At 65.4% G+C, this 26,135-nt stretch carries 20 protein-coding genes; 10 read left to right on the top strand and 10 right to left on the bottom strand.

The features are described 5' to 3' along the window. Nucleotides 1-166: 166 nt before the first annotated feature. A complete protein-coding gene (locus tag A2I95_RS15810) occupies nt 167-1,297 on the bottom strand; it encodes a ParB N-terminal domain-containing protein (RefSeq protein WP_291730881.1) in 1,131 nt (376 codons plus the stop codon). Between the two features lie 65 nt (nt 1,298-1,362). Further along, entirely contained in the window at nt 1,363-2,787 is a 1,425-nt protein-coding gene (locus A2I95_RS15805) for an AAA family ATPase (protein ID WP_291730878.1), read from the bottom strand. Between the two features lie 481 nt (nt 2,788-3,268). Here A2I95_RS15805 and A2I95_RS15800 point away from each other — a divergent pair, with 481 nt between their 5' ends. Continuing rightward, entirely contained in the window at nt 3,269-4,276 is a 1,008-nt protein-coding gene (locus A2I95_RS15800; RefSeq protein ID WP_291730876.1) for a replication initiator protein A, read from the top strand. A gap of 423 nt (nt 4,277-4,699) precedes the next feature. Here the strand turns inward: A2I95_RS15800 and A2I95_RS15795 are convergent, their stop codons facing one another. From A2I95_RS15795 to A2I95_RS15770, 6 genes are all read right to left on the bottom strand, one after another. Next, nucleotides 4,700-4,918 carry a hypothetical protein gene (locus tag A2I95_RS15795; protein ID WP_291730874.1) on the bottom strand — a complete coding sequence of 73 codons (219 nt, stop codon included), beginning with the start codon at nt 4,916-4,918 and terminating at the stop codon, nt 4,700-4,702. 348 nt (nt 4,919-5,266) lie between these two features. Beyond that, entirely contained in the window at nt 5,267-6,685 is a 1,419-nt protein-coding gene (locus tag A2I95_RS15790; protein ID WP_291730873.1) for an HlyD family type I secretion periplasmic adaptor subunit, read from the bottom strand. Then, on the bottom strand, nt 6,682-8,463 hold the full coding sequence (locus A2I95_RS15785; RefSeq protein ID WP_291730871.1) for a type I secretion system permease/ATPase: 1,782 nt from the start codon (nt 8,461-8,463) through the stop codon (nt 6,682-6,684). The genes A2I95_RS15790 and A2I95_RS15785 overlap by 4 nt, the downstream gene beginning before the upstream one ends. A gap of 154 nt (nt 8,464-8,617) precedes the next feature. Continuing rightward, complete coding sequence (locus tag A2I95_RS15780; RefSeq protein WP_291730869.1) at nt 8,618-11,056, bottom strand: calcium-binding protein; 2,439 nt, start codon at nt 11,054-11,056, stop codon at nt 8,618-8,620. 189 nt (nt 11,057-11,245) lie between these two features. After that, nucleotides 11,246-11,980 (bottom strand): hypothetical protein, encoded by a 735-nt coding sequence (locus tag A2I95_RS15775; protein ID WP_291730867.1) that lies wholly within the window; start codon nt 11,978-11,980, stop codon nt 11,246-11,248. After that, nucleotides 11,977-13,053 (bottom strand): helix-turn-helix transcriptional regulator, encoded by a 1,077-nt coding sequence (locus A2I95_RS15770; protein WP_291730865.1) that lies wholly within the window; start codon nt 13,051-13,053, stop codon nt 11,977-11,979. The genes A2I95_RS15775 and A2I95_RS15770 overlap by 4 nt, the downstream gene beginning before the upstream one ends. 688 nt (nt 13,054-13,741) lie before the next feature. Here A2I95_RS15770 and A2I95_RS15765 point away from each other — a divergent pair. Continuing rightward, nucleotides 13,742-14,404, top strand: a complete 663-nt coding sequence (locus A2I95_RS15765) for a response regulator transcription factor (RefSeq protein ID WP_291730863.1) — start codon at nt 13,742-13,744, stop codon at nt 14,402-14,404. Nucleotides 14,405-14,609: 205 nt separating this feature from the next. On the opposite strand, the gene A2I95_RS15760 is transcribed toward A2I95_RS15765, so the two are convergent. Next, nucleotides 14,610-15,851 (bottom strand): glycosyltransferase family 4 protein, encoded by a 1,242-nt coding sequence (locus A2I95_RS15760; protein WP_291730861.1) that lies wholly within the window; start codon nt 15,849-15,851, stop codon nt 14,610-14,612. 123 nt (nt 15,852-15,974) lie between these two features. Next, nucleotides 15,975-17,093, bottom strand: a complete 1,119-nt coding sequence (locus A2I95_RS15755; RefSeq protein WP_291730859.1) for a polysaccharide biosynthesis/export family protein — start codon at nt 17,091-17,093, stop codon at nt 15,975-15,977. A 127-nt stretch (nt 17,094-17,220) separates the two neighbouring features. On the opposite strand from A2I95_RS15755, the gene A2I95_RS15750 reads away from it, so the two are divergent. The 8 genes from A2I95_RS15750 to A2I95_RS15715 all read left to right on the top strand — a co-directional run. Continuing rightward, nucleotides 17,221-18,087: an NAD(P)-dependent oxidoreductase gene (locus A2I95_RS15750; protein WP_291730857.1), complete on the top strand. Its 867-nt coding sequence runs from the start codon at nt 17,221-17,223 to the stop codon at nt 18,085-18,087. 36 nt (nt 18,088-18,123) lie between these two features. Next, entirely contained in the window at nt 18,124-18,735 is a 612-nt protein-coding gene (locus tag A2I95_RS15745; protein ID WP_291730856.1) for a sugar transferase, read from the top strand. 369 nt (nt 18,736-19,104) lie between these two features. Beyond that, on the top strand, nt 19,105-20,985 hold the full coding sequence (locus A2I95_RS15740; RefSeq protein WP_291730855.1) for a nucleoside-diphosphate sugar epimerase/dehydratase: 1,881 nt from the start codon (nt 19,105-19,107) through the stop codon (nt 20,983-20,985). A 232-nt stretch (nt 20,986-21,217) separates the two neighbouring features. Further along, nucleotides 21,218-23,434 (top strand): YjbH domain-containing protein, encoded by a 2,217-nt coding sequence (locus A2I95_RS15735; RefSeq protein ID WP_291730854.1) that lies wholly within the window; start codon nt 21,218-21,220, stop codon nt 23,432-23,434. Nucleotides 23,435-23,436: 2 nt separating this feature from the next. Then, the gene (locus A2I95_RS15730; RefSeq protein WP_291730853.1) at nt 23,437-24,117 is read left to right on the top strand and encodes a YjbF family lipoprotein; all 681 of its coding nucleotides are present in this window, start codon (nt 23,437-23,439) and stop codon (nt 24,115-24,117) included. A gap of 174 nt (nt 24,118-24,291) precedes the next feature. After that, entirely contained in the window at nt 24,292-24,549 is a 258-nt protein-coding gene (locus tag A2I95_RS15725; protein ID WP_291730852.1) for a hypothetical protein, read from the top strand. Between the two features lie 231 nt (nt 24,550-24,780). Beyond that, nucleotides 24,781-24,972 carry a hypothetical protein gene (locus tag A2I95_RS15720; protein WP_291730851.1) on the top strand — a complete coding sequence of 64 codons (192 nt, stop codon included), beginning with the start codon at nt 24,781-24,783 and terminating at the stop codon, nt 24,970-24,972. A gap of 265 nt (nt 24,973-25,237) precedes the next feature. Next, on the top strand, nt 25,238-26,135 hold an 898-nt coding region (locus tag A2I95_RS15715), incomplete at its 3' end, for a hypothetical protein (RefSeq protein ID WP_291730850.1).

Below are 26,135 nucleotides of genomic sequence, written 5' to 3'. Positions count from 1 at the left end.
GTTCGGACCAAATGTTTCGCGCGCGAAACATTTGGTCAACCATGCTGACCTTATTCAGAGTCGCGCTCCTGGCGGGTATCAGAGACTGAAAAGGGCTTTTCCGAGGAAAAGCCCGTGGCCTCCGGCGGGAGTATTTGGGGAAAGATGAAAGCCTGGCAGGCGCTGATCAGAGATTTTTCAGCCAGGCCTGCAAAGCCTCGACCAGGGCGGTGTTGACGCCGGGGCCGCTGATCTCGATACGTTGTTCGCTGGGGGTATAGCCCAGTTTCACACCACCCGGAGCCGGCAGCGAGATCCGCTCGCCGGGCTGGGCGGCGTCCCAGTCATAGACATCGCGCACCCGCGGGCGGCTGACCAGCGGCGGCACCGGCGGAGATGGCGGTTTGGGAGCCGCGTCATAAGCCGGGGCAGGGGGGGTATCAGACACTAACTTGGGTGGAATGGCCGTATTGCCCTCCGCAAGACGGGTCAGCACCGCTAGCTCTGCCTCGGGACTGGAGCGGTCCGCAGCCTGCAGCGCCTGGGTGGCGCGGGTGGCAAAGCCTTCGTCCGCTTCGATCTCGCGCACCAGCGCCAGGCCCAGTTTTTCGCTGATCGCCGTCGGGTAGAACAGCACCGCGTCCAGCGCCTCGACCAGGGTGACGAAGCTGCCGATCTTGGAGCGCTTGGTGCGGGTGGCATTGCCGAACAGCGCCTGCAGCGCGTATTTGCGGCGGGTGAAGACGCCCTCCTTACAGGCGCGCACAGCGATGCGGGCGCGCTCATAATGGGAGAGGTTCACCCGGATCTCGTTTTCCTCGACCATCGCCACATAAGACGCTTCGGCGCTGTCGGGCTTGATCACAAGCGCCTTGATCGTAGCGAATTTAGGGTCTGAAGTCTCGGCGTAGAGCCTGCGCAGGGCCGTCAGGCGGCGCCAGCCGGAGATCAGGCCGTGGGTGCGCCCGCCGAATGTATCTTCCAGCGGCACCACTTCCGCCGGGGTCTGCTGGCCGCGGGCGCGCAGCGATGCCATCAGCGCCTGCAGCTCTTCCTCGTCCTGTTCGATGCGGTCGCGCACCAGGTGGTTTTCGTCGATCCGCTCCAGCGGCAGCTCTTCGATCATCAGCCCCTTGGCACGGGCGTTTTCCAGCACTCCGGACAGCTCCTGCAGCGCCGCCTGAGCCGAAGCATCCGAGGCGACCTGCGCAATCGGGGCGGCCCCCACACTGGACGCGGTGCCAAGGACGGGTTTGCCCGCGGGCGCCGCCGTCAGGTAGCCGGTCTGCGCCGGGGAAAGCCGTTTGCGTTTTGCCATGTCCTGTCCTGACCTGTCTTCCTGTCCCCGGGCTGCTATCCTGCCGGAAATTCCTTGTTAGGGCCTTAGCCCGCCGCGCGCTGATCCTGCGCATCCTGCAACGCCTCGCGCCGCCAGATCCCGATCAAGAGCTTCTTGAAGGCGGCGTAGGTTTCATCGAAGGTTTCGCGCCCGCGGGCATAGGTCTCGCGGTTGAAGTCGCGGTAGTCGGCCTCGTAGATGCCACTGACCTGTTCGCCGGCCTGACCGATCAGCGCGGTGTAATCCTGTTTGTGGGGGGACAGTACCCGGCCCATATAGGCCTGCATGAGTGCCGCCAGCTCGCCCTGCTGGGCGCTGTCGTAGCGGGTGATCACGGTGCGCACCGCATCCCACTCAAAGCTGAGACCGGGCCGGCCCAGGGCGCGGGCAGCGAGGTTCTCGCCCTCTTCGATCGAGGCAAAGGTCGAATGCAGCATGTCAAAGAAACGGCCCGTCGAGTCGAACTCAAGGAAAGACGCGCCCATCGGCACCAAGAGGATGTCGGCCGCCGACAGCCCGTTGATGGTGAGGTAGCCAAGGGCGGGCGGCGTGTCGATGAAGATCACATCGTATTGCTCCAGCACCCCGTCCGCCTCCAGCCGCTCGGTCAGCGCATCCCACAACTTCCACGAGCGCGCCGCCATCCGCCAGACCGGGATCTGGAATTCCGCCCAATACAGATTGAGCTGCGCGCCGATCAGGTCGATGTTCGGCCAGTGGGTGTCCTGGATCACGTCCCTAGCGGTCATCTCCATCGCCGCATCCAGCGCTTCGTCCAGCGGCTGGGGGGCATCGCCGCGGTCCAGGCGGCGCTGGTTCTCCATGCGCAGATGCTCGCCGTAGTGGCGCGCCAGGAGCGGGAAGGCGGTTTGCCATTCGTCTTCAACCCGGCCGCCGAAGATCGAGGTCATCGAGCCCTGGCTGTCGAGATCAATCACCAGCACCTTGTAGCCATCCAGCGCGGCCGACATCGCCAGATGCGCCGCGGTGGAGGTCTTGCCGACGCCGCCCTTGAAGTTGGCCACCGCGACCATTTTTGCGGGCAGCCCTTCGGGGCGGTAGGGGATGTATTCCTTGGCTTTCGATCCCTGGCTTCCGAAATGCGCCCGCAAGCGCAGCACCTCGTCCAGGGTAAACCACTTGGCGCCGCCTTCGGTTTCCGAACGGCCCTGGGGCAGATCGGGATTGGCCTTCAGCACCCGGCGGAAATGGGCCTGGGCGACCGGGATCAGATAGCGGGTGATTTCCCAGGTGGAGAACAGCCGCAGCTCTTTGCGCCCCTCCTCGTTCATGCCGCGGCTGGCCAGATCGGCGCGCCCCTGCGCACAGGCGGCAGCGATCTCGGCAAAGCCCGCGGTGCTGGCAGGGGCATCGAGATCCGCCAGGGCGGCATCGGGATCGATGCTGAAATAGGGGGGCAGGCTGCTGCTTGCCCGGGGAAGGTCTTTCCTGTGGATATCTCGCGCCATGAAGATCTGCCTGCTGTGTGTGAGCCTTGCGGCCCTGCCGGTGTGGAATGCTGCTGTTTGCTGCCCTGCAGCCTGATGTGCTGCCTTTTTGGCAGGATATCAGAAAACACCGCACATGGAAGCAGAATGCGCATCTCCCCTGATTTTTCTAAGCAAATTCAACAGTTGCGGCAGGTTCAGCGGCGGCTGTTCAGGGCGGTCAAAAAAATCTGCCCTGTTAATTATGAGTTATTTATTAGTTATAGAGAGCGAGGGGCCTGCGCAAAGCCCTTTTTTCATTGGCGATCGGGCAGTATTTTTCCGGGGCAGTGACTCTGAAACCCCGATCAAACGACTCCGAACCCCCGACAATGCGATTCCGAACCCCCGTTGCCGCGGCTTGTGGATAACCCTAGGGTGAGCGTAATCAAAACCACGATAAAACAGCCGCACAGGATTCGCAGAAATCCGGCGGCCGGCAGAGCAGATTACGGGCAGGCAGATGGCAGCAGAGCTGACAGCGGCGGGAATTCCGCCAGAAGGGCAGGGGGATTTTTTCCTCTGCGATATCTTCGGGGCGATCCCCAAAAACGATCTGGCGTCGATGGAGCATCCGCTGTTCTCGCTGGGCACCCGGCCGGACCGGCGCATTCTGAACTACCAGCACAATGGCGCTGAGATCACCGTGACGCCCTCCGTCAAAGGGCTGGCGACGATCCACGACAAGGACATCCTGATCTTCTGCATCAGCCAGCTGATGGCGGCGCTGAATGCCGGCCGCCAGGTGAGCCGGACCCTGCATCTGAAAGCGCATGACCTCTTGCTGGCGACCAACCGGGAAACCTCCGGCGATGCCTACCGCCGCCTGCGCGAGGCGTTTGAGCGGCTGGCCGGCACCCGCATCACCACCAATATCGTCACCGGCGGCCAGGAGGTCACCACCGGGTTCGGGCTGATCGAGAAATGGGAGATCGTGAGGAAAGCCCGCGGGGGAAAGATGGTCAATGTGGCGGTGACGCTCAGCGACTGGCTGTACCGGGCGGTGCTGTCGAAATCGGTGCTGACGCTCAGCCGCGATTATTTCCGGCTCAGGAAACCGCTGGAGCGGCGGATCTATGAGCTGGCGCGCAAGCATTGCGGACGGCAGAACAGCTGGCAGGTCTCGGTGGAAACCCTCTTGAAGAAATCCGGCTCGGCGTCACCGCGCCGGGTGTTCCGCAAGATGATCCGCGACATGATTGAGGCGCAGCCGTTGCCGGATTACGCGCTGGAGGAGCTGGAGGGCGATCTGATCCGCTTCTCCCAGAAGGGGGCGGTGACTGAGGCGGTGCTGAATGCGCCCAGCCTGAAGCCGCAGACGCTGGAGCAGGCCCGCGCCCTGATCCCCGGCGCCGACGCCTATGCGCTGGAGGCGGAGTGGCGCGCCATGTGGCTGCGCTCCGGTGCGCCGCGGCTCAGAGTGCCGGATGCGGCGTTTCTGGGCTGGGTCCGCAAACGCGCCGCGCAGTAGCCAGTGCCGCGCCCCCGGGGCTGCCGGGGAATCCGGGTATTTGAAACCAGAAAGAAGCAGGTCGGCTTTGCTGGTCCTGCCGCTTCTTTCTGGTCCTCAATACCCGCGCCGCAGGCCTCCGCCTTTCCGTGGAAAGGCGGAACTCCGTCCTCTCCAAAAAAGGTCAGCATGATTGACCAAATGTTTCGCGCGCGAAACATTTGGTCCGAATCGGACCTATTTCCAGGAGGCGTGTTTGCAGGGGGGCTTGCAGAAGCTGCGGCAGAGAAAACCCCGGGTTCAGGCCTCAGCGGAGGGGGGAGGGGGAGGTGAAACCTGAAACCGGGGGAGCGGCAGGCCGGGCCCAACCGGGGGAGGGCAGGTCCGGCCGGGGGAGGGCAGATCCGGCCGGGACCGGCCGGGGCGGCGCATCAGCCGCGCGGATTATCCGAAATAGGCCTGGGGGCTGTAATAGGGCAGCTGCGGGACGGCGGCTGCCAGGCGCTCGCGCTGTTCCAGCGCCCATTGGCTGGCGATGCAGCCCATCACGCCGGCAACCGGATAGAGAATGGCCAGGACCAGCAGCGGAAGGCCCAGGAGGAAACCTGCGGCCACGGCTGCCAGGCTTGCGGTGAGGCCGGTGAGGGTGCTGATCAGGGTCATGGGCTGTCTCCTTGCGGTGCATTCCGGGGCGGTGCGTCCGGGGGCGGTCTGTGTTGGGTCGTCTGTGTTTGCGTTGAAACTTTTCTAGCATGGGGAGAGGCGGTTGCCGGCTGCACCAAAGGATAGGCGCGGGGTGCGGAGGGGTATCCCCGGCCTGCCATGGGTCAGGCCGGCTGGCCCCCTGGGGGAGGACGGCAGAGCGCGGGGCCGGGAAGCGGGGCAGGAGCAGGACGAAACGGGGCAGGCGGTCAAGTTAACAGGCCCGCCTCAGCCTGGCGGCTGAAGCGGGCCCGGACAGGCTGCGGTCCTCCCCCCGGGGCCGCGGCCTTCCGTCCTTGCGGCGCGGCGCTAGCCGCTGCCTTCCTTCAAGGCCTGCGACATGCTGGAGAGCACCGGGCTGATCAGGTAGTCGGCCAGCGTCTGGCGGCCGGTTTCGATCATCGCCTGGGCCGGCATGCCGGGCAGGGCCTTCACATTGGGCAGGGCGGCCAGATCCGCGTCCTTGATGCGGATATGCACCGGGTAGTAGGATTCGCCGGTGGCCCGGTCGGTGCTGCTGCCCGCCGCCACCATCACCACCTCGCCCTGGACCGGCGGCGTGCTGCGGAAGCTGTAGGCGGTCAATTGCACCCGCGCCTGGCTGCCCATCGAGACCTCGTCGATATCCGCCACTGCCACCCGTGTTTCCACCAGCAGGCCGGCATCCTCGGGCATCAGCTCCAGGATGGTCTGGCCGGGATCAACCACCTGGCCCAGGGTGTTGATGGAAAGCCCCACCACCCGGCCATCGCGCGGCGCGCGGATGATCTGGCGCTCGGCCACGTCCCAAGCGGCGTCGAGGCGCTGGCGCAGGTCCAGGAGCTGCTCCTGCACGTCCTGGCTTTGCGCCGCCAGCCGCGCCGTCCGGTCGCGCCCGGCCTGCAGCCGCCGCTCTTCGGTCTCGCCGATCCGTTCCAGCACATTGCCGCGGTCGCTTTCCAGCGCGCCGAGGGTGCCCAGCAGGCCGCTCTGCTGCATCTGCCGCTGGCTGATGCGGGTTTTCGGCACCAGGCCTTTTTCGAACAATCCGGCCAGATCGGCCAGCTCGCCCTGCACCAGCGCCAGCTGCTCTTCGGTGGCGCGGATGCGGGCATCGCGGCCCCCCAGCTGATCCTCCAGCTGGCTGACGCGGCCTTCGAGGATGTCCATCTGGCCCTGATACAGCGCCCGGTTGGAGGTGAGCAGATCCTGCTGCAGCGCCACCAGCTGCGCCAGCTCGGGCGCCTGGGCGGTGAGCCGGGCCAGCTCCGGCCCCGGCTGCAGCACGTCGCTGTCCTTGCGTTCCGCCTGCAGACGCGCCTGCTGCGCCAAGAGGCTGGCCAGCTGGCCGTTCAGGATCGCCAGTTGCGCCTGGATCCGGCGGCCGTCAAGCCGGGCCACCACCTGGCCCTTGGCCACCCGGGTGCCCTCGGCCACATTCAGTTCGCGCAAAATGCCGCCCTCCAGGTGCTGCACCGCCAGCCGGTCGCCGGCCACGTTGAAGGCGCCGGAGGCCACCACCGCGCTGGTCAGTTCCGCCTTGGCGGCCCAGAACACCAGCCCGCCGAACAGCCCGAAACCGCAGACCACCATCCACAGCACCAGCCGCCGCACCCGGGTCGGCGGGCGTTGCGGCAGCGGCACATCCTGGCTGCTGCCGGCGGGCATCAGGTCGCGGAAACCGCTTTTGGCGGCAGCACTGCCGGGTTGCGGCGCCGGGCTGCGGTCTTCATGTTCCACCAGGCTCATGCGCTTGCTCCTTCATTCCGGGGGCCGTCTGCCCCCTTTGCCTGCCCGCCTTCGGCGTTGCGGTGGCGGAAGGGGGCGATCTTAGGGTCGTCCTGAGCCTGGGCGGCCTGGGCGCGGGCCAGCGGCTGGGCTGCTGCCTCGATCACATGGCGGGCTTCGCCGAAGCGGGCGATGCGGCCCTCTTGCAGCAGCGCCGCATGGCTGACCCGGCGCAGCAGGCTGAGCCGGTGGGTCACCGCCACCACCGCAGCGCCGCGGGCGCAGGCTTCCTCGATGGCCGTGGCCAGCGCCTCTTCGCCCTCGGGGTCGAGATTGGCATTGGGCTCATCCAGGATGATCAGCTTGCGGTCGCCGAAGAAGGCGCGCGCGAGGCCGATGCGCTGGCGCTGGCCTGCCGACAGGAACTCGCCGCGCGGCCCCACTTCGGCGTTGTAGCCGCCGGGCAGGGCCAGGATCATCCCGTGCACCTGCGCCAGCTTGGCCGCCGCCACCACATCCGAAGGCCTGGCCTCAGGGTCCAGGAGGGCGATGTTTTCCGCCACCGTGCCCTGGAACAGCTCGACCCGCTGCGGCAGGAAGCCGATATGCTGGCCGATCTGCGCCGGATCCCAGTCGGTGAGGGCGGCATCGTCGATGCGGATATGGCCGCGCACCAAGGGCTGCAGCCCGGCCAATGCATGGGCTAATGTGGTCTTGCCGGCACCCGACGGGCCGATCAGGCCCAGCGATTGGCCCGGCTTCAGCTCCAGCGTGATGTCCAAAAGCAGCGGATCGGGCCGCCCCGGCAGCACCACGGTGGCGTTTTCCACCGACAGCCGGCCTTCGGGTTCGGGTAGGGTCAGCCGCTCGGGCGCGGCGCCCAGATGGGCGAGGAACATGTTCAGCCTGCCTTGCGCGCTGCGCGCCTTCAGAAAGCCGCGCCAGCCGGCAATCGACTGTTCCACCGGCGCCGCGGCGCGGCCCAAGAGGATCGAGGAGGCAATCATCAGCCCCGGTGTCAGCTGGTTGTTGATCACCAGCACCACGCCGGTGCCCAGAACCGCGATCTGCAGCCCCATCCGCACCGCCTTGGCCAGCGAGGTCATCAGCGCCATCCGGTCGGTGGCCAAAGTGTTGAACACCAGCGCCGAGAACGCCTTGAGCTGCCAGCGCTTGATCAGCGGCGCGGTCTTGCCCATGGCGTGGATGAGGCCGGCATTGGCCATCATCTCGCCCACCGCGGCATTGGTCTCAGAGGCCTGCTTGCCGGCTTCCTCCAAGGGTTTGCGGGCCATCATCTCGCTGAGCAGGCCCAGGATGAACAGCAGCGCGATGCCGATCAGCGCCACCAGGCCCAGGATGGGGCTGAACATGAAGATCAGCATCAGGAAAATCACCGACCAGGGCGCGTCCAGCAGCGCCAGGAACACCGGGCTGGTGACAAAGCCGCGCAGCTCCTGGATGTCGCGGATCGGTTCCGCCTGCCGCAGCGCAGCCGGCATCCGGCCGCTGATCATGCCGTCCAGCACCAGCGGGCTGAGCCGCGCCTCAAGCCGGGAGCCCAGCCGCGCCACCAGGCGCTGGCGGATCATGTCGAACAGAAAAAAGAACACCAGCGCAATCGCGGCGCCGGTGGTCAGAGCAATCAAGGTTGGAATGCTGCCCGAGGCCATGACCCGGGCAAACAGTTGCAGCATGTAGAGCGGCGCTGTCAGGACAAGGAGGTTTACAAAAATGCTTGCCGTGAAAATGGCGGCAAGCACGCCCCGCTGACCATCAAATACCCGTCTTATCTTCATTGTCGTAGCCCCCCGGCTGCACGAATTGAAGCTATAAAATCTGGAGAACAGCGCCCTGGTCCAAGGATGCAATCCTTGGCCGGGGACCAAATCGCTGTCCTGAACCAGGGCTGGGCGGGCCCGGGGTTGCCCCCGGATCCGCCGTTCCTAAGGCTCAGACGGCTGTGGGACCCCAAATGTTGTCGTAGCTGTCGTCAAAGCCGGTGTCAGAGGCCAGCACCCGGATCGCTTCATAGGAACCCGCATCGCCGGTGGTCACCGCGTTGATGCCGACGCCGCCGATCGGGATGGCGTCCTGTCCCAGCGAGGTGAACGGCGCCTCGTTGCCGGTCAGGCCGAGGATGTTCACCGTGGCGCCGCCAGCGCTGATGCTGGTGTCGGTGCCGTCGTCGGTGACGGTAGCGCCGCCGCCGTCCAGGGCGCCGAAGGCATCCTGCGCCGAGGTGCCGAGGCCGCCGCCCACATTGGTGACACGGAACAGCAGCACATCGTGGTCCTGGTCGATGTCGAAGTCGTGGATGGTGTCGGTGCCATCCATGGAGGCAAAGGTAGCGCCATCCCAGGTCAGGTCGATGATAAAGACATCCTTGCCGTCGCCGCCGATCAGGTCGTCATCGCCTGCGCCGCCTTTCAGGAAGTCGTTGTAGTTGCCCTTGCCGCCGAACAGCCGGTCATCGCCTTCCCCGCCATCCAGGAAGTCGCCCCCCTTGCCGCCGTTGAGTGCATCGTTGCCGGCTTCGCCATAGAGGCAGTCGCGGTCGCCGCCGCCGCTCAGGACATCCTTGCCCTCGCCGCCCTGCAGCACGTCCTTGCCGCCGCCGCCGAACAGCTTGTCGTTGCCGTCGTTGCCGTCGAGGAAGTCGTCGCCATGGTTGCCTTTGATGGTGTCATCGCCGTCGCCGCCATGGGCCACGTCATTGCCGGTGCCGCCAAAGATCTTGTCGTCGCCGTCATTGCCATAAAGGAAGTCGTCGCCGCTATCGCCAAAGATTTTGTCGTCACCGTCGCCGCCCCAGGCTTTGTCGGAATCATTGCCGCCGCGGATGGTGTCATTGCCGTCATCACCATAAAGCCGGTCATGACCATCATTGCCGTGGACGCAATCGTCGCCGTCATTGCCGTGCAGCAGGTCGCCGCCTTTGCCGCCATAGAGACGGTCATTGCCGTCGCCGCCATAGCCGTAGTCGGCACCGCGGCCGCCGACGATGACGTCATCGCCGCCCTCACCGAACATGGTGTCGTCGCCAGAGCCGCCGCGGATGCGGTCATTGCCGTCTTCACCTCGGTCTCTCGGGGTGTAGCAATCCGGGCAATCGACTTCTTTCAGCCCGTCTTCCATCTCCGTATGCTCTTGCGAGGCCTGGGTCGGCACTTCGTCCTCGTCGCAGCAGTCCCAGTCGATCTTGTAGCCTTTGACATCGGCGCCGAGATTCTTGCCGCTGTCGCCGAAGATCAGGTCGCCTTGGGCGCCGCCTTCCAGCACGTCGTTGTTGGAGCCGCCGCGCATGGTGTCATGGCCTGCGCCGCCGTTGACGTCATCGCGGCCTGCGCCGCCGTCCATCAGGTCGTTGCCGCGGCCGCCCTGCATCAGGTCGTCGTCGTCTTCACCGAACATGCTGTCGTCGCCGCCCTGGCCGTCCATGGTGTCGTTGCCGTCACCGCCCAGCATGCAGTCGTCGCCATCGACCTGCTCGTCCTTGTTGCCGGTGCCGTTGTCGGCGCCGAAGTCGAGGTCGTCGTTCTGCGACTGGCGTTCGTCGCCGAACATTTCGTCGTTGCCGGAGCCGCCGATCACCAGGTCGTCGCCGAGGCCGCCTGCCATGCGGTCGTGGCCGCCCTGGCCGTTCATCCGGTCGTCGCCGTCGCGACCGTACATGGTGTCATGGCCATCCTTGGCGGTTTCGCCGGACTGGCCCATGTCGCCCCACATCCAGTCGTCGCCGCCTTCGCCGTCCATGCAGTCGTCGCCGAGTTCGCCATAGAGGTAGTCGCCGCGGTCGCCGTCGGCATAGCTGTAGTTGCCGTCGGCATCGTCGCCGAAGATGTGGTCGTCGCCCTTGCCGCCGAAGACGGTGTCGCTTTCCTCGCCGCCCAGCAGGGTGTCATTGCCGGTTTCGCCGTCGATGTAATCGCAGCCTTCCTCGCCGTCGATCCAGTCGTCGCCGTCGTCGATGTATTTCTTGCCGTAGATCGGCACCTGGTATTCTTCCCAGGTGTCCTGATTGACCCGGGTTTCATAGCCGGTGATCACCTGCACGTAATGGCCCTTGCCGTCGGCATCGCCGCCGAACAGGGTGTCATTGCCGGTGCCGCCTTCGATCAGATCGTCGCCATCCTGGCCTTCGACATAATCCTGGCCTTTTTCGCCGTCGATGCGGTTGTTGCGCTCATTGCCGTAGACCGCGTCATCGCCGGCGCCGGCGCGGGCATTGTCGCCGGCATCGTGGTCGTTCAGGTTGATCACATTGCCGTCGGTGCCGCCGATTTCGGTGGTGCCGTCATTGTAGTCCGGGTCGGTTTTCTTGTCGCTGAACCGGATGTCGCATTCCGGATTGCAGACTTCCCAGTCGGGGGTTCTGTCTTCGATACCCATGGTAAACGTCCTCCTCATTAAAACTATGCGGGGCAGGGCAGCAGCAGCTGCCTGGGTCAGTGCCCCTGCGCCGGGTCTGCTGCGGCTGCAGCAGGGGCGGCGCGGGAAAGGCGTGATGCTGCCTTCTGAGTGTATTGCATCGCAAAGCCAGGCTCTGCGATGCCCCCAAATGGGGACAAAATCAGCGGTTTAGCCGATCGTTTCCAGCCAGCCGCCCAACGCGCCCCCCAGCCAGCCGTCCATGATCTGCGCCACCGCTGCCGCGGCCTCTTGCAGCGGCAGGTGCCACCAGGCGCCGGCCGCCAGCGCCGCCGCCGCCAGAAGGGCTGCCGCCAGCCAGCCGCCCCAGCGGCGGCGCGGCTGCGGCGCGGCTTGCGCCAGCGCCTCGGCCAGCGCCGATTTCAGCACCGGCTCGAACTCGATCCTGAGCGCCCCCTCCATCCGGTTCACCGCATCCTCCAGTTGATCAATGCGGGCGCTCAGGGCGGCGCGGTCGGCGGCGGCCTTTTGCGCCGCTTGCGCGCCCAGCCCCTCGTTGAGGGTGGTGAACATTTCGGCAATGCGCTTGTGCAGCGCCACCAGATCCGCCTGTGCGGCCAGCGGCGCGCCGTCGGGCACGCCCTGGCGCAGGGCGGCGGCGATCTGCGCCAGCACCGCTGCACTCAGCCGCGGCGGCTGCGCCGGTGCGGCTGGTTTGTCGGCTTCGGCCTCAGGCGGTTCCGGGGCCTTGCCAGTCTCCTGAGCAGGCTCAGAGGCCGTCTGTTGCGCGGCAGCCTGGTCCGGCGCGGGCCGGTCCTGATCAGAGGGGGTCCGGGCAGATAGGTCCTGGCCAGACGGGGCCTGCGGGGCTGCAGCCGCCGGCTGCGGGCTGCCGGCCGGGGCGGGCGGGCCCTGCACCGGCGCATCCAGCGTCAGCTTGTTCATGACGCTCTCCCCAATGAGGCCTGCCAGGTCAGCCGCTGCGCCATCTCGGCGCGGCCCGCCGATTGCAGCTTGGCCAGCACCCGCTTGGCATAGGTGTTGAAGGTCTGCTCCTTAAGGCCTGCGATATGCGCCGCCTCGCGGTTGCTGAGCCCCAGCTGGATCAGCGCCGCGACCCGCGCCTCGGAGGGCGACAGCCCCATTTTCTGGGCCAGCATTTCGATCCGGGTGCGGTCGGGCTGGCGCGGCAGGATCGCCACCACCAGCGGCATGCCGGCGCCGGCGCAGCGGTAGCGGGTCAGCGACACCGGCAGCCGCATGCCGCTGTCGCGCTCCTCCAGGAACAGGATCAGTTCGAGCGGCCGCCCGGGCCCGCCGCCGCGGCGGCTGCGGGCGCATTCGGCCACCGCCGCATAAAACCCCGCGGTCTCGCCCGGGCTGGCGCAGCTGAGGCGGCCGCCGCCGTCGCTGAGCAGCGCGCCGCCATCCAGCATGTCGCGCCCCGATTCATTGCAATGCAGCAGCGTGCCCTCGCCGTCCAGCACCAGCACCGCACTGTCGGTTTTCTTGGAAATGGTCCACAAGAGCGCGCTGGTCACCGCCGCCTGGGTTTCGCCCGCCAGTTCGCGCAAACTGTCCTCGCGCAGCACCGGCCAGATCGCCTGCAGGATGTCGCCGCAATGGGCATCATGCGGGCCGCCTTCCAGTTTCAGCGCGATCAGATCCTCGCTGCCGTCCTCGAAACGGCAGGAAAACAGGGTCCAGCCGCGGCCCGCGGCAAGATCTGCGGCCAGCTCCGGGTCCGGCAGCCGCGCCGCCAGGGCCTGTGCTGCGGGTCCGGCTGCGCGCCGGGGCCGGAAGTCTTTGGCGGCCCCCGGCTGCAGCTGGCGCCGCAGCGCCGCCGCAGCGGTGTCCGGGCAGGGCTCGCCCAGGCCTGCGGCGCTGGTCAGAACCGGGGCGCTGCGATGCCCCGGCTGCACCAGGGCCAGCCGTGCCAGAGAAGAGATTTGCCTTTGAAGTGACTTGGAAAACAATACCTTGCCCGTTTGCGCAACGGACGCACTCAACATAACCATGTTGCCCCCCGGCATGACATAATGAATGTCTTGAAAGTAGCACGCCGGCCGCGGTGTCAAACCGGGCAGAGGGGGTACGCCAAAGGCCGGAACGATGGCGGGCAGGGCCGGGCGGCGGCTGCAGAATACCACCAAGGGGGTAGCTGCTTGGCGCAGGGGAGATCGAATCAAATAATCCTGGGTTGTTTCAATGTGTAAAAAGAATTCTTTAAATTGTGAATTCCACCTTGGAAACACATCGTTTCCCCATTGGGGACACTGCCAATGGCGTAGGGCGGATTTTGCATAACATGTGTAAAAACAAACCTGTAAGGCGTGTGCGCCCCCCGCAAGCGGCGCAGGCCCGCCGGAAAGCACTGCACCGGGAGGGGAAGTTTCTTAACAAAATCGGCTGGATTCGCTACGGTTTATCCACAGCAATGCGCATCAGAAGTGTTTGGACGCCCGTCTGCGCAGCCCGGCCCAAGAGGTTTTTCCCGGGCATGTTCTGTTTTTATCACGATCCGGAAACGGCGGTGCGCAGCGCTGCCGGGGCCAAGACGGCGGCAGGCGGGTGAACTGTGTTCCAGGGAGCGGCAGCGCATTGCAATAAAGGCCGTCTGCGGGGCAGGCGGCTGCAACAGCGCGCGCCTGGAGGGACGGGGCCGGATGAAGATCCGGCTGGTGTTACGAGTAAAGGAGTTTATTGATGCCTGTCCATATTGTGGGGGAAAGCAGGCTTCTCAGGGACATGTTTCTGGCCATCTGTGAAGCACATGACTATGAGACCGGGCACTGCTGCGGCAGCCTGGCGGATTTGCCGCCGCTGCCGGCAAAGGACCTGGTTCTGTTCTACAGCCATGGCGCCGGGGAGGCGCTGGAGGCGGAGCTGCGGGCCTTCCGGGCCCATAAGGGCGGGGCCTATCTGATCCTGATCACCGGCGATCAATGCCCGTCCGCGGTCCAGGCGGAGCTGAGCCAATATGCCGAAGCGGTGATCCCGGAACGCAAATCGGCCGATGCGCTGATTGCGGCGCTGCAGGTGGTGCAGGACGGCTACCGGATTGTGCTGCCCGGGGCAGCCGCGGGAGAGGCGGCCGCCCGGATGACGGTGCAGCCGCGGCGCAACGGGTACCGGAACGGGTCTGATAACGGGCATGGCCTGTCGGACCGCGAACAGCTGATCCTGGCCAAGCTCACCGAGGGCGCCACCAACAAGAGCATCGCCAATGAGCTGGGCATCTGCGAGGCCACGGTGAAAGTGCATCTGCGCACCTGCTTTCGCAAGATCGGCGCCAAGAACCGCACCCAGGCGGCGCTTTGGGCCTCCGAGCAGCTGCCGCCGCAAGCGCCGGATCTGCGCCGCCACTGACGGCAGAAGGCAACGGCAGCCTTGCGGTGCACAACAGGCGTGCCGGCCCCTGAGGACCTTGGGGCCGGATCACGCCGCTTGCCGGATGCGGGCGGAGCCGGGGCCCGCCGCATCCGGCCGGTGTTTCAAACGGCGCACAAAAGTCTTTGAGTGAGCAAACTGTCCGGAAATGGCCGCGTTAGAGCCTGATCTGCCGTGCCTCCGGCTACAGTTTGATCTGCCGTGCCTCCGGCACGAGCGCATTGATTTGGGCGATATGTTCCGGCAGGCAGCGGGTCAGGAAGTCGTATTTCTCCACCACATGGGCGCGGGCCGCCGGGCCGATATGGGCGTAATCCGCGGGGCTGGCCAGCACGTCGGCGACCTGATCAGCGAGTTTTTCCGGGCTGAAGAAATCCACCAGCAGGCCGGTCTCATTATGGGCAATCGCCTCGCGCACCGGCGCCACATCCGCCGCCACCACCGTGGCCTGCATCGCCATCGCTTCCAGCAGCGACCAGCTGAGCACAAAGGGCATGGTCAGATAGATATGGCAGCGGCTGATCTGGATGATCCGGCAAAGATCGTCATAGGGCACCTTGCCGAGGAAATGCACCCGGCTCCAGTCGACGCTATCGCCCAGCTCATCCTCCATCTCGCCGCGCAGCCCGCCGGGGTGTTTGCTTTCAGCGCCATAAGAGGTGTCATTGCCGCCGATCATCAGCACCCGCGCATTGGGCCGCTGCGCCTGGATCCGGGGCAGCGCGCGCATCATGACGTGAAAGCCGCGGGCGCGCTCCATGTTGCGGGCAATATAGGTCACCACCTCGTCCTCGCGGCTGAGCGGGCGCGGGAGCCGGCCCAGCCCGACCGTGGCCTCCGGGTCCGGCCCCAGTTTGTCGGTGCGGATGCCGTCATGGCAGAGATACATGCGGTCGTGGAAACTGGCCGGGAAGCGGTCGCGCTGCCAGGCGGTGGGCACATGGCCCTGATCAACCAGTTCGATGCTGGCATAAGGCACCGTGTTGCGCGCCTCGGCAAAGAAATAGGCCTGATCATTGGCCGGGTTTTCCGGGTCGAACCCGACCAGCCCGCCGGAGGTGCGGTAGAAATACTCGAAAAAGCCGATCACCGGCACATCCGGATAGGCATCCTTGATGAACAAAAGCTCGCCCCAGCCGGTGTGGCCAAGGATGATGTCGGGGGTGAAGCCCGCCTCTTTCAGCTGCCGCGCCGCCAGCGCCGCACCCAGGCCTGCGCCGGCCGCCGCCTCCCAGTCCTTGGAGAGGCCGAAGGCATCCTTGGCGGGGCTGCGGAAGGGTTGGTAGGTGACGGTTCTGATCCCCTTCAACTGCACGTCCTTGCGCTGGGTGAGGAACACAATTTCATGGCCGCCTTGCGCCGCCAGCCAGGGCGCAAGCTCCCGGTACTGGCCGGGCATGTTCTGATGCACAAACAGGATTTTCATGGGTGCATGCTTGCCGGGCCAGGCGGCGGGATGCAAGCGCAGGCTGCAGAGAAGAGCAGACAACGTAAATGGGAACACGCAGAAAAAGTCCGGGAGGCGTCTGCACCCTCCCGGACGCAGAGGTCAGTTGATCACGCCGGCCCGGCTGAAGACGCCGAAGAAGTTGCCGAAGATGTTGGAGATGGTCAGCGCATCGTTGATCGGGGATTCGGTGGCCATCACCAGATCGCCGGGATTGACCCGGAACTGGCGCGCCGAAAACAGCCCGTCGGCAGAGGTGAGGTCGAGCGAGAACACCACCCGCTGCTGGCGCGGCCCGCGCTGGCCCGGTGCAATTGCACCGGCGGGGTATTCGCGCAGGATCAGCAGGCCCTTGGGATCGGCCTTGCCGTCCTGGAAGCCGCCCGCGACGGACATCGCATCCATTGCCGACATCTCATCCTTGGTGAAGATGTGCAGGTCTTCTTCGCCGGTGGCGCCGAAGGAGAGGAAATAGCGCTCATCCTCCTCGACAAACACCCGGTCGCCGCCGCGCAACAGGGTATCGAGGCGCGGATTGTTCAGCAGATTGTCGACCGAGGTTCCATAGATGCTGCGGCCGCGCACCAGACGGATCTGAGGGTTGTTGAGATTGGCGCTGATGCCGCCGCCGGCCGAGATCAGCCCCATCACCGTGTAGTTGCGGTCCGGCATCGGAAAGGTGCCGGGCTGGGCCACGCCGGAGACCAGATCCACCGAATTGTTGCGCCCTTCGGCCATCGCCAGCTGCACCTGGGCGGAAGGCACAACAGGCTCCAGCGCCTCTTGCAGCTTCTTGCGCGCCAGATCCGGGGTCAGCCCCAGCACGTTCACATCGCCCACATAGGGCATGAAGATAGAGCCGTTGGCGGCCACTTTCATGCCCTGCAGCTGCACCATCTTCTGCTCGGCGGCGGTCAGCAGCGAATTGTCGTTGCTGTCCCAGATGCTGAGGGACAGCAGGTCGCCGGGCTGGATGATCTGGGTCTTGGCGCCCTGGTGGCCCTGCAGCCAATTGAGCCGTTCCTGCTTGCCGGTCGAAGGCCAGGCCGCCACCGTGGGCAGCAGCGACCGGTTCACCTGATACAGCGCGAAATTGGCATCGACCTCGCCCGATTCTTTCAGGATCTCCTCGCTGGCCGGGGCGCCGCCGGGCAGGCGGCTGCAGGCTGCGGGCAGAAGGATCAGGCCGGCAGCGGCCAGCCAGGGGAGAAGTTTCAGCATGAGGTGCCTGCCATTCGAAGCGCTCGGGGCGCCGCCCGGATCTGTGTCCGGGGGAACCGCTTTGATTTTTGTCCGGCCAAAGGATACTGGGCTGGTTGAGAGGGTCAACAGGAACAGGCAGCCAAGCATGGGGATTCCCGCCGCAGTGGTTCTGGGCGCAACAGGGCGGATCGGGCAGCTGATGCAGCTGGCCCCGCCTGAAGGGTTGCATTTGCGCCTGCAGGCGCGGCGCCCGCAGGACGGGCATGTGCGGGCGGGCGGCGATTGGCATAGCCTGGATCCGCTGGCGGATCCGCAGGCGCTGGCCCGCCTGGCCGAAGGGGCGGAGGCGCTGCTGTGCCTGGCGGGGCCGGTCCCGGGACGCGGGCCGGCGGGGGGAACCGCAGACATGGAAGACCACATCCGCCTGGGTGAAGCCGCCGTGCGGGCAGGCGCCGCGGCGGGCTGCCGGGTGCTGCTGGCCTCCTCGGCGGCGGTTTACGGCGCCCAGGGCGGTCTCTTGGATGAGGCGGCGCCGCTGCAGCCCGCCAATGCCTATGGCGCGGCCAAGGCAGAGATGGAGCGGCGCTGTGCCGCGCTTGGGGCGGACCTGGGGGTGCCGGTCTGCGCCTTGCGGATCGGCAATATCGCCGGGCTGGACGCGATCCTTGGCGGCTGGCGGGAGGGGTTTGTCCTGGACCGCTTCGCCGATGGGGGCAGCCCGCGGCGCAGCTATATCGGCGTGCAGGCGCTGGCGCGGGTGCTGGGGGCGCTGCTGGCGCAGCCCGTCCTGCCCCCGGTGCTGAATGCGGCGCAGCCCGGCGCGGTGGAGATGGCGGCATTGCTGCAAGCGGCGGGTAAGCCCTTTGGCACCCGCCCCGCGCCGGCCGCTGCAATCGCGCAGGTGGCCCTTGATACCGCCCGGCTGCAGGCGCTGCTGCCTTTTGCCCTGGCCCCGGCGGACCCGGCGCAGATGGCGGCGGAATGGGCCGCCTTAGAGCCGTATTTCACCTGATCAGAGCCGAATATCAAACAAGGAGCAGAGCTGCCGATGACCTGGCGCAAACGGATTTTCGACCTTTTCTTTGCCAGCCTGCTGATCCTGCTGCTGGGCCCTGTCCTGCTGCTCTTGATGGCCTGGCTGCTGTGGAAGGAAGGGCGGCCCTTGTTTTATGTGGCTGAGCGGATGAAGGGCCCGGGGCAGCCCTTTGCCTTATGGAAGCTGCGGACGATGACGGTGGTGGAGACGGACACCGGGGTCTCGGGCGGCGACAAATCGGCCCGCATCACCAGAACCGGCGCCTGGCTGCGCTCGAAACGGCTGGATGAGTTCCCGCAGCTGTGGAACATTCTGAAGGGGGATATTTCCTTTGTCGGGCCGCGGCCGCCCTTGCGCCAGTATGTCGAGGCAAACCCCGGCCTTTACGCCAAAGTGCTGAAATCGCGCCCCGGCGTCACCGGCCTGGCCTCGATCACCTATCACCGCCACGAGGCGGCGCTGCTGGCGCGCTGCACCAGCGCTGAAGACACCGATGCGGTCTATACCCGGACCTGCGTGCCGATGAAGGCGCGGCTGGACCTGATTTACCAGCGCCATCAGAGCATGTGCTACGATTTCGACCTGGTGTTTCAGACCATTGGCAATATTTTCCGCCGGGGGTAGTGCGCAGCGCAGGTGATTCCCGCCTTGCCTGTCCGGGTGCCGCGATGGCGTTGCGGGCGGGGACCGCTTGGCAGCACCGCCGGGATTCGGGCAGGGCAGAGGCGGAACAGGGGTCATCGCAGGAAGAAACCGGCGGTTTTTCGCCGTTCCGCGGTTTTTCGGCTGAGCAAAACCGGTTATCAAAGGCAAAACCGGTTATGATAGGATTTGAGTTTTAAAGCGCGCGCCGCAGGTGGTTCTGCAGCGTTATTTTGATTAATCCATTTTCCCTGCTGCCCGGCTGCGCAAGCGGCCGCCGGGGCAGGACTACCGCGATAACAGGATAATAAAGTGCAGGCATTGGCACATGGCAGTTGAGGGCAGGCGGGCATGTATAATCTGATCAGTGCGCTTTCGCGCAGGCAGAAGTCCTATGTATTTCTGGCCGCTGACCTGGCGCTGCTGCCGCTGGCGCTGCTGTTCACCCTGGAGGTGCAGCCGCTGCCGGATCCGGCGCTTACCACGCTTGCGTCGCTGTTGCCGGTGCTGCCTTATGTGATGTCCGCGGCGGCGGCGCTGGCGCTGTGGCTGGGGCTGCCGCATGTGCAGCTCAACGCCTATGAACGCCATGCTGCGGCGCAAAGCGCGCTGTTGGCGGGCGGCACCGCGCTGGTGCTGGCGCTTCTGGCTGCCGCTTTTGGCCCGGCGCTTGGCCCCGGCACCCATGTGGTGTTTGCGATCTGCTATTTCCTGTTCATGGTGGTGGCGCGCGCGGCGATGCTGCAGATGGTGCTGATGGTCTACCGCCGCGCCCAGCCGCGCTGCCGGGTGCTGATCTACGGGGCCGGCAATACCGGCACCCAGCTGGCCCAGGCGCTGAAAGCCCATGACGGCATCGATCCGGTGGCCTTTGCCGATGACAATTCCTCGCTGCAGGGGCTGACCCTGGTCGGGCTGCCGGTGTTTGCGCCGTCGCGGATTGCCGAGATTGTCCAGGCGCGGGGGATCCGCCGGGTGCTGCTGGCGATGCCGTCGCAGGGCCAGCCGCGCCAGGCGCAGATCACCCAGCGGCTGCAGAAGCTGGGGCTGGAGGTTCAGGCGCTGCCCTCTTTTGCCCAGCTGATCGGCGAGGAAGCCCTGGTCGACAAGCTGACGCCGGTGGCGCCGCAGGCCTTTCTGGGCCGCGCGGCCCGCAACGTGCCGCTGAAAGAGGCGGCAGGGTCTTATCAGGGCAAGGCGGTGCTGGTCTCGGGTGCGGGCGGCTCGATCGGATCGGAGCTGTGCCGCCAGGTGCTGTCCTGCCGGCCTGCGAAGCTGGTGCTGTTCGAACTCAGCGAACTGGCGCTCTATAATGTGCATCAGGAGCTTGGGCCGCTGGCGGAGGCTGCCGGCATCGACCTGGTGCCGGTGCTGGGATCGGTGACCGATCCGCGCCAGGTGCGGATGGTGCTGAATGCCCATGCGGTGCAGGTGCTGCTGCATGCGGCGGCCTATAAACATGTGCCGCTGGTCGAGGCGAACCCGCTGCCGGGCCTGGCCAACAATGTCTTTGGCACCCAGACCCTGGCCCGCGCCGCCGCGCGCGCAGGGGTCGAACGCTTCATCCTGATCTCCTCGGACAAGGCGGTGAACCCGGCCAATGTGATGGGCGCCTCCAAACGGATGGCAGAGCTGATTGTGCAGGATCTGGCCACCCGGTTCGGCGGCAAAACCGTGTTCACCATGGTGCGCTTCGGCAATGTTCTGGGGTCAAGCGGCTCGGTGGTGCCGCTGTTTCAGGAGCAGATCAGCCGCGGCGGTCCGGTGACTGTCACCGACCCGAATGTGCGCCGCTTCTTCATGACCATCAGCGAGGCGGTGCAGCTGGTCTTGCAGGCCAGTGACATGGCCGAAGGCGGCGAGGTGTTTGTGCTCGACATGGGCGAGCCGGTGCCGATCCTGCAGCTGGCCCGCCAGGTGATCGAAAGTGCCGGCCATTCGGTGCGCGACGCAGACGACCCGGAGGGCGATATCGCCATCGAGATCATCGGGATGCGCCCCGGCGAGAAGATGGAGGAAGAGCTGACCCTGACCGGGGAGCTGGTCCACACCCGCCATCAGAAGATCTTCTGCGCCCGCGAAACCGTGCTGTCGGAGATTGAAGTGGCCGCGCTGCTCAGAAGCCTGCGCCAGGCGGTGGCCTCCGGCGACGAGGTGGCGGCGCGGCAGGTGATCAAGCGCTGGGTCGAGGGCTATTGCCAGCCGCCGGCCCCGGAGCGCAAAAGCTCCTGATCCTGCAGTATCCCAGTACAAAATCCCAGTATCAGACCCGCATATTCTGCCTGGGGATGCGCTGCAGCTGCGGCACATGTGCGGCCTTGGGGCTGCAGTGGCGGTGAAACTGCCGCCGCCGGGGCTGCGGCAATTGATCGAGCCTTGCCAATCATGCTCTAAACAGGGCAACAGGTGGCAAGCCCGGGCAGCGAGACCCGGCCAGAGGCAGTTCCAAAAGGCAGGTTTTCCCGTGACCCCGATCAAGACACTTGTGTGCAGAGCCGCGCCGGCTGCGCTGCTGTGCCTGGCGGCCGGGCCGGGTTCGGCCCTGGGGCCGGAGATCACCCGGGCAGGCCATGGGGCTGCCCCGGGAACCGAAGCTGCCGCACCGCGGCTGAAGCCGCTGCCGCCGCCGAGCCTCAACTTTTACGGCTCGCCGGGGATCATCGATACGCCCAGTTCCGAAATGCTGCCCGACGGCCAGTATGCGGTCACCTATTCCTGGTTTGGCGGCACCTCGCGCTACAACATCACCGTGCAGGCGCTGCCTTGGCTCAGCGCCTCGTTCCGCTACAACGGCATCCAGAATCTGGGGCTGTTTGGCTTTGACACCTATTACGACCGCGGCTTTGACGTGCGCGCCCGGCTGTGGCGCGAGCGCGGCTGGCTGCCGGAAGTCACCATGGGGCTGCAGGATTTTGCCGGCACCGGCGTCTATGCGGCAGAGTATTTTGTCGCCACCAAACGGTTTGAGGGCGCCGCCCTGGGCTGGGGCAAGACGCCGGGGCGGCTGAAGCTTTCGGCGGGCCTGGGCTGGGGACGGCTGGGCAGCAGCGGCGCCATTGGCAATATTGGCGGCGTGCGTCCGACCTTCGTGGGCGGCAGCACCGGCGGCGAGCTGGCCACCGACCAGTGGTTCCGCGGCGATTTCGCGCCCTTTGGCGGCTTTGAATGGCAGCCGGATGAACGCTGGAGCCTGAAGGCGGAATATTCCACCGACGCCTATGTGACCGAGACCCAAGTCTCAAACGTGTTTGAGCGCAAATCCTCGGTCAACTACGGGGTGGAATACCAGTATTCCGACCGGCTGCGGCTTGGCGCCTATTACCTTTACGGCTCGGAAATCGGCTTTAATGCGCAGATCCAGCTGAACCCGAACAACCCGCCGACCTCGATGGCGGTGCCCGCGCCGCACCCCATTATCCCGCGCACGCAATGGGCTACGGAAGCCAGCCACTGGGACCAGGGCTGGGTGGCCAGCGAAAGCAAAAAACGGCAGTTCCGGGATCTGGCCGCCGAGACGCTGAAAGCGGACGGGCTGGTGCTGGAGGCGATCACCCTCACCGGCACCACTGCCGAGCTGCGCTACCGCAACCCGCGCTACCGGTCGGCGGCGCAGGCCGCAGGCCGGGCTGCCCGCGCGCTGGCCCAGGCGCTGCCGCCCTCGGTCGAGACCTTCCGCCTGGTGCCGGTGCGCCGCGGCCTTGGCCTGGCGGTGCTGGAGGTGCGGCGCTCGGATCTGGAGGCGCTGGAATTCGATGCGGATGCATCGGATGCGCTGAGTGCTGCCGCCGGTGTCCGCGATGCCGGGCCGCTGCCGGACGACGCGATTTTCTCGGGCGAGCTGTATCCCGCCTTTGCCACCTCGGTCAGCCCCTATACAAAACCGGCTTATTTCGATCCGGCGCAGCCGTTCCGGCTGGATGCCGGGCTTGATTTCGCCGCCTCTTATGCGCCGGCGCCGGGCTGGCGCATTGCCGGCACCATCCGCCAGCGGCTGGCGGGCAATGTGAAGAACGGCCGCGCCTCCAATTCGGTGCTGCCGCATGTGCGCACCGACCAGCGCGAATATGCCCAGTTCGGCACCACCCTGGAAAACCTCTATGCCAGCCGCCTGTGGAAGCCGGGCCGCAATCTTTATGCCCGCGCCACCGCGGGCCTGTTCGAGAGCATGTACGGCGGTGTCTCGGGCGAGCTGCTGTGGAAACCGGTCAACAGCCGCATCGGCCTGGGGGTGGAAGGCAATTACGTGGTGCAGCGCGATTTCGACCAGCGCTTCGGGTTCCGCGATTACCGCGTCTTCACCGGCCATGCCTCGGCTTATGCGGAGCTGGGCAAGGGCTATCTGATGCAGGTCGACGCGGGCCGCTACCTGGCGGGCGATTACGGCGGCACCTTCAGCCTCAACCGCGAGTTCAACAACGGCTTCCTGATCGGCGCCTTCTTTACGCTGACCAATGTCTCGGCCGAGGATTTCGGCGAAGGCTCCTTTGACAAGGGCTTCCGCTTCCGCATCCCCGTCGACTGGCTTTTGGGCAAACCGTCGCGGTCGGGCTTTGGCCTGACCATCCGCCCGACCCAGCGCGACGGCGGCCAGCGGGTGGCGGTGCCGGACCGGCTCTATGGATCGGTGCGCGAGGCCCACCGCAAGAGCCTGGAAGAACAGCGCGCGAGGTTCTGGGAATGAGCATGATCAGGAAAACTGCCGCCCTGGCCGGGCTGGCGCTGGTGCTGGCGGCTTGCGCCAAAGGTCCGGAGAAAACCCCGGCGGAGCTGGAAGTGCTGCAGGCGGTAGGCGAGCAGTTCACCCGGCGCCGCAACGTACCGCCGCCGGTGCAGCTGACCCGGGCGCTCCTGGACAAGCAGAGCCAGGCCTATATCGAGGTCACCATCGAAAACCGCGATGCCAAGGCCTATCTGACCCGCGCCCTGACGCGGCGCGACAGCAGCCCCGGCACGATCGAGGTCTGGCGCACCCAGGACAATGTCTCGCTGGCCTTGCGCAGCGGCATGGTGATTGCCACCCGCGGCCTTGGCGGCGGGCTGTTGTCGGCGCAGGTGCCGGCTGCCGACGGCGCGGCAGGCCCGGCGCGCGGCGGCGCGCGGCGTTATACGGTGCGCGCCAAGGGCAACGGCCAGGCCCGCCTCAGCATGGCCTGCAGCCTGCAGGATCTGGGCCCGGCAACGGTGGAGATTGTCGAAGTGACCCATCCCGCCCGCCACCTGCAGGAGCGCTGCGAGGGCAGCGGCGGCGTGGTGGTCAATGATTACTGGGTTGATTCCCGCCCCGGCCGCAATCAGGTCTGGCAGTCGCGGCAATGGGCCGGACCGGAGACCGGATATGTGCGGATCCGCCAGCTGCGGCTGTGACCGGCGCGCGGATACCGCCTGTTTCCCGCGGCTTTGCGGCAACGGGCAGAAAAAATCCGCGGAGCAAACCGGATTTCAACAGTTTTGCGGCTATTCCATACGTTGAAAAGAAAATCCGCCTCCCATAAGGTCGCCTCAACACATGTTTCCACAGTTCTCCAGAGGAGTTTGAAAATGAAAACCGTTCTTACCGCCCTGACCCTGGCTGCCCTGGCCTCGGCCACTGCCGTTTCGGCCCAGACCGCTCCCGCACCGAACGGCGCTGAAGCCGGCGCAGGCGGCGGCGCTGGCGCAGGCGGCGGCATCGGTGCTGCCGGCGGCCTGAGCGCTGGCGCCATCGCTGGCGCCGTGGCCGGCCTGGCCGTGCTGGGCGTGGTTGCCAACGACGACGACGAAGTCGGCACCACCACCACCACCACCACCACCAACTGATTTTGACTGCGCCGCTGGCGCAGGCATGAATTCACGGAAACGGGCCCCTTTCGGGGCCCGTTTTCTCTATGTGTTTCCGGTGTAGAAAACGGGCCCCTGGCGCCGTCACGGTTAGGCGTGAATTCCACGGCCCGGAGGCCGGTGTTGCCCGAGCTGCGCAATGTCACCGCTCCGTATGGCGCAGGGTTTCAGAACGCCTGACCTGCGCCTTGCTCGTCAGGCAGCCTCTTCATGCCTGCATCCTCAGGAGTAGCGGAAACACCTGCCGCCAGGCGCAAAGCCGGGCAATATACCTCAAAGAGCATTCCGGAAACGGGCTTCCAACTGATCCAGGCAGGCCAAGGCGCCGGTGCGCTCAAACCGGCTGGATTTTCGCGCCGCTTATTGGCCGGAAAACGATCTGGAGTTGACAAAAAAAAATAAGCTTTAGGTTTTGTATGGTGACCGTCTGAAACGGGGTGTTGTTTCAGACGGTTCAAAATTGGAAAAACACGCTGCCGGGGGACAGACCGAGCCGTACTTGGCCGAAATGAACAAATTTCATTACGCAGTGAGGGCCGCAGCCGGTTTTGTCGAACCGGTTTTGCGGGTTCTCTGTGTTGCGGAATGCGTTTAAACGGCCTGGGAATCGGACCTTTCCCCGGGGCGTTTGTTTGTAATGAGTTGCGCCTGATCGGGGGAAGTGAAAGTGACCTACAATTACCGGAATTACGAATGGACTGCATTCACCGAAGCAGATCTTTTGGATCAAGGAGGAAATGGATCCAGCTTTGGGTATGGTGATACCTTCAGCATGCCGGCAAGCGCCACGGTATGCCTGTCTACAAAAGACAACGATTATTTTTTGTCAGGTGACCATTACAGAAACGAGCGCGCGGATGACAGGTACGGCCAAAACGCTTATGTCGATGGCGAACCGGCAGGCGGGAAGATGTATGCCGAAAGCTATCACGTCCTGAAAGGCTCGGACGGCAATACCTACTACCTGATCGAAATCGAGATCGAAGGCCATGACGCCCCGGGTGAGGGCGAAGATTATTTCACCTTCTATAATGATGTTCCCCCGGCCGGGGTTGAGTTGACTGTGGTCAAGACCTGCGGAGTCAAGGGCAACTGGGTTGATTACAAATGCCTAGGCGCCGGTGACAAGATTGAAACCGGATCCATTTCGGGCACCGTTTTCTGCGATTTGGATTGCGACGGCATCAATGGGGAGGTGACCACCATCCCCGGTTGCGATTACACAATCGAAGCCGAAAATATGCACAAGAGCGGCTTTAAGACGGTAGACGGCAACCAGGCGTCCGGGGGCGAGCTTGTCAAGCTGGCGTACGCAGGCTGCTACGGCACGCTGTGCACCACCTTTGAGGGCAAAACCGGTGTCTATGACGTAAAGATACGTGTTCAGGATGAAAACGACGGCCAAAGCACGGTTAAGCTGAAAGTGGATGGTCAGCTGGTCGAAGCAATCCGGCTGGATGCCGATTCAGACGGCGGCGGGTCGAATGATGGCGGCTTTTCAACCTATGTCATCAAGGATGTTGCCATCAGCAATGGGGAAGACATCACGATTAAGACCAAGGGCG

The sequence above is a fragment of the Leisingera sp. F5 genome, assembly GCF_001593695.1.
This window is presented reverse-complemented; position numbering and strand designations above follow the sequence as displayed.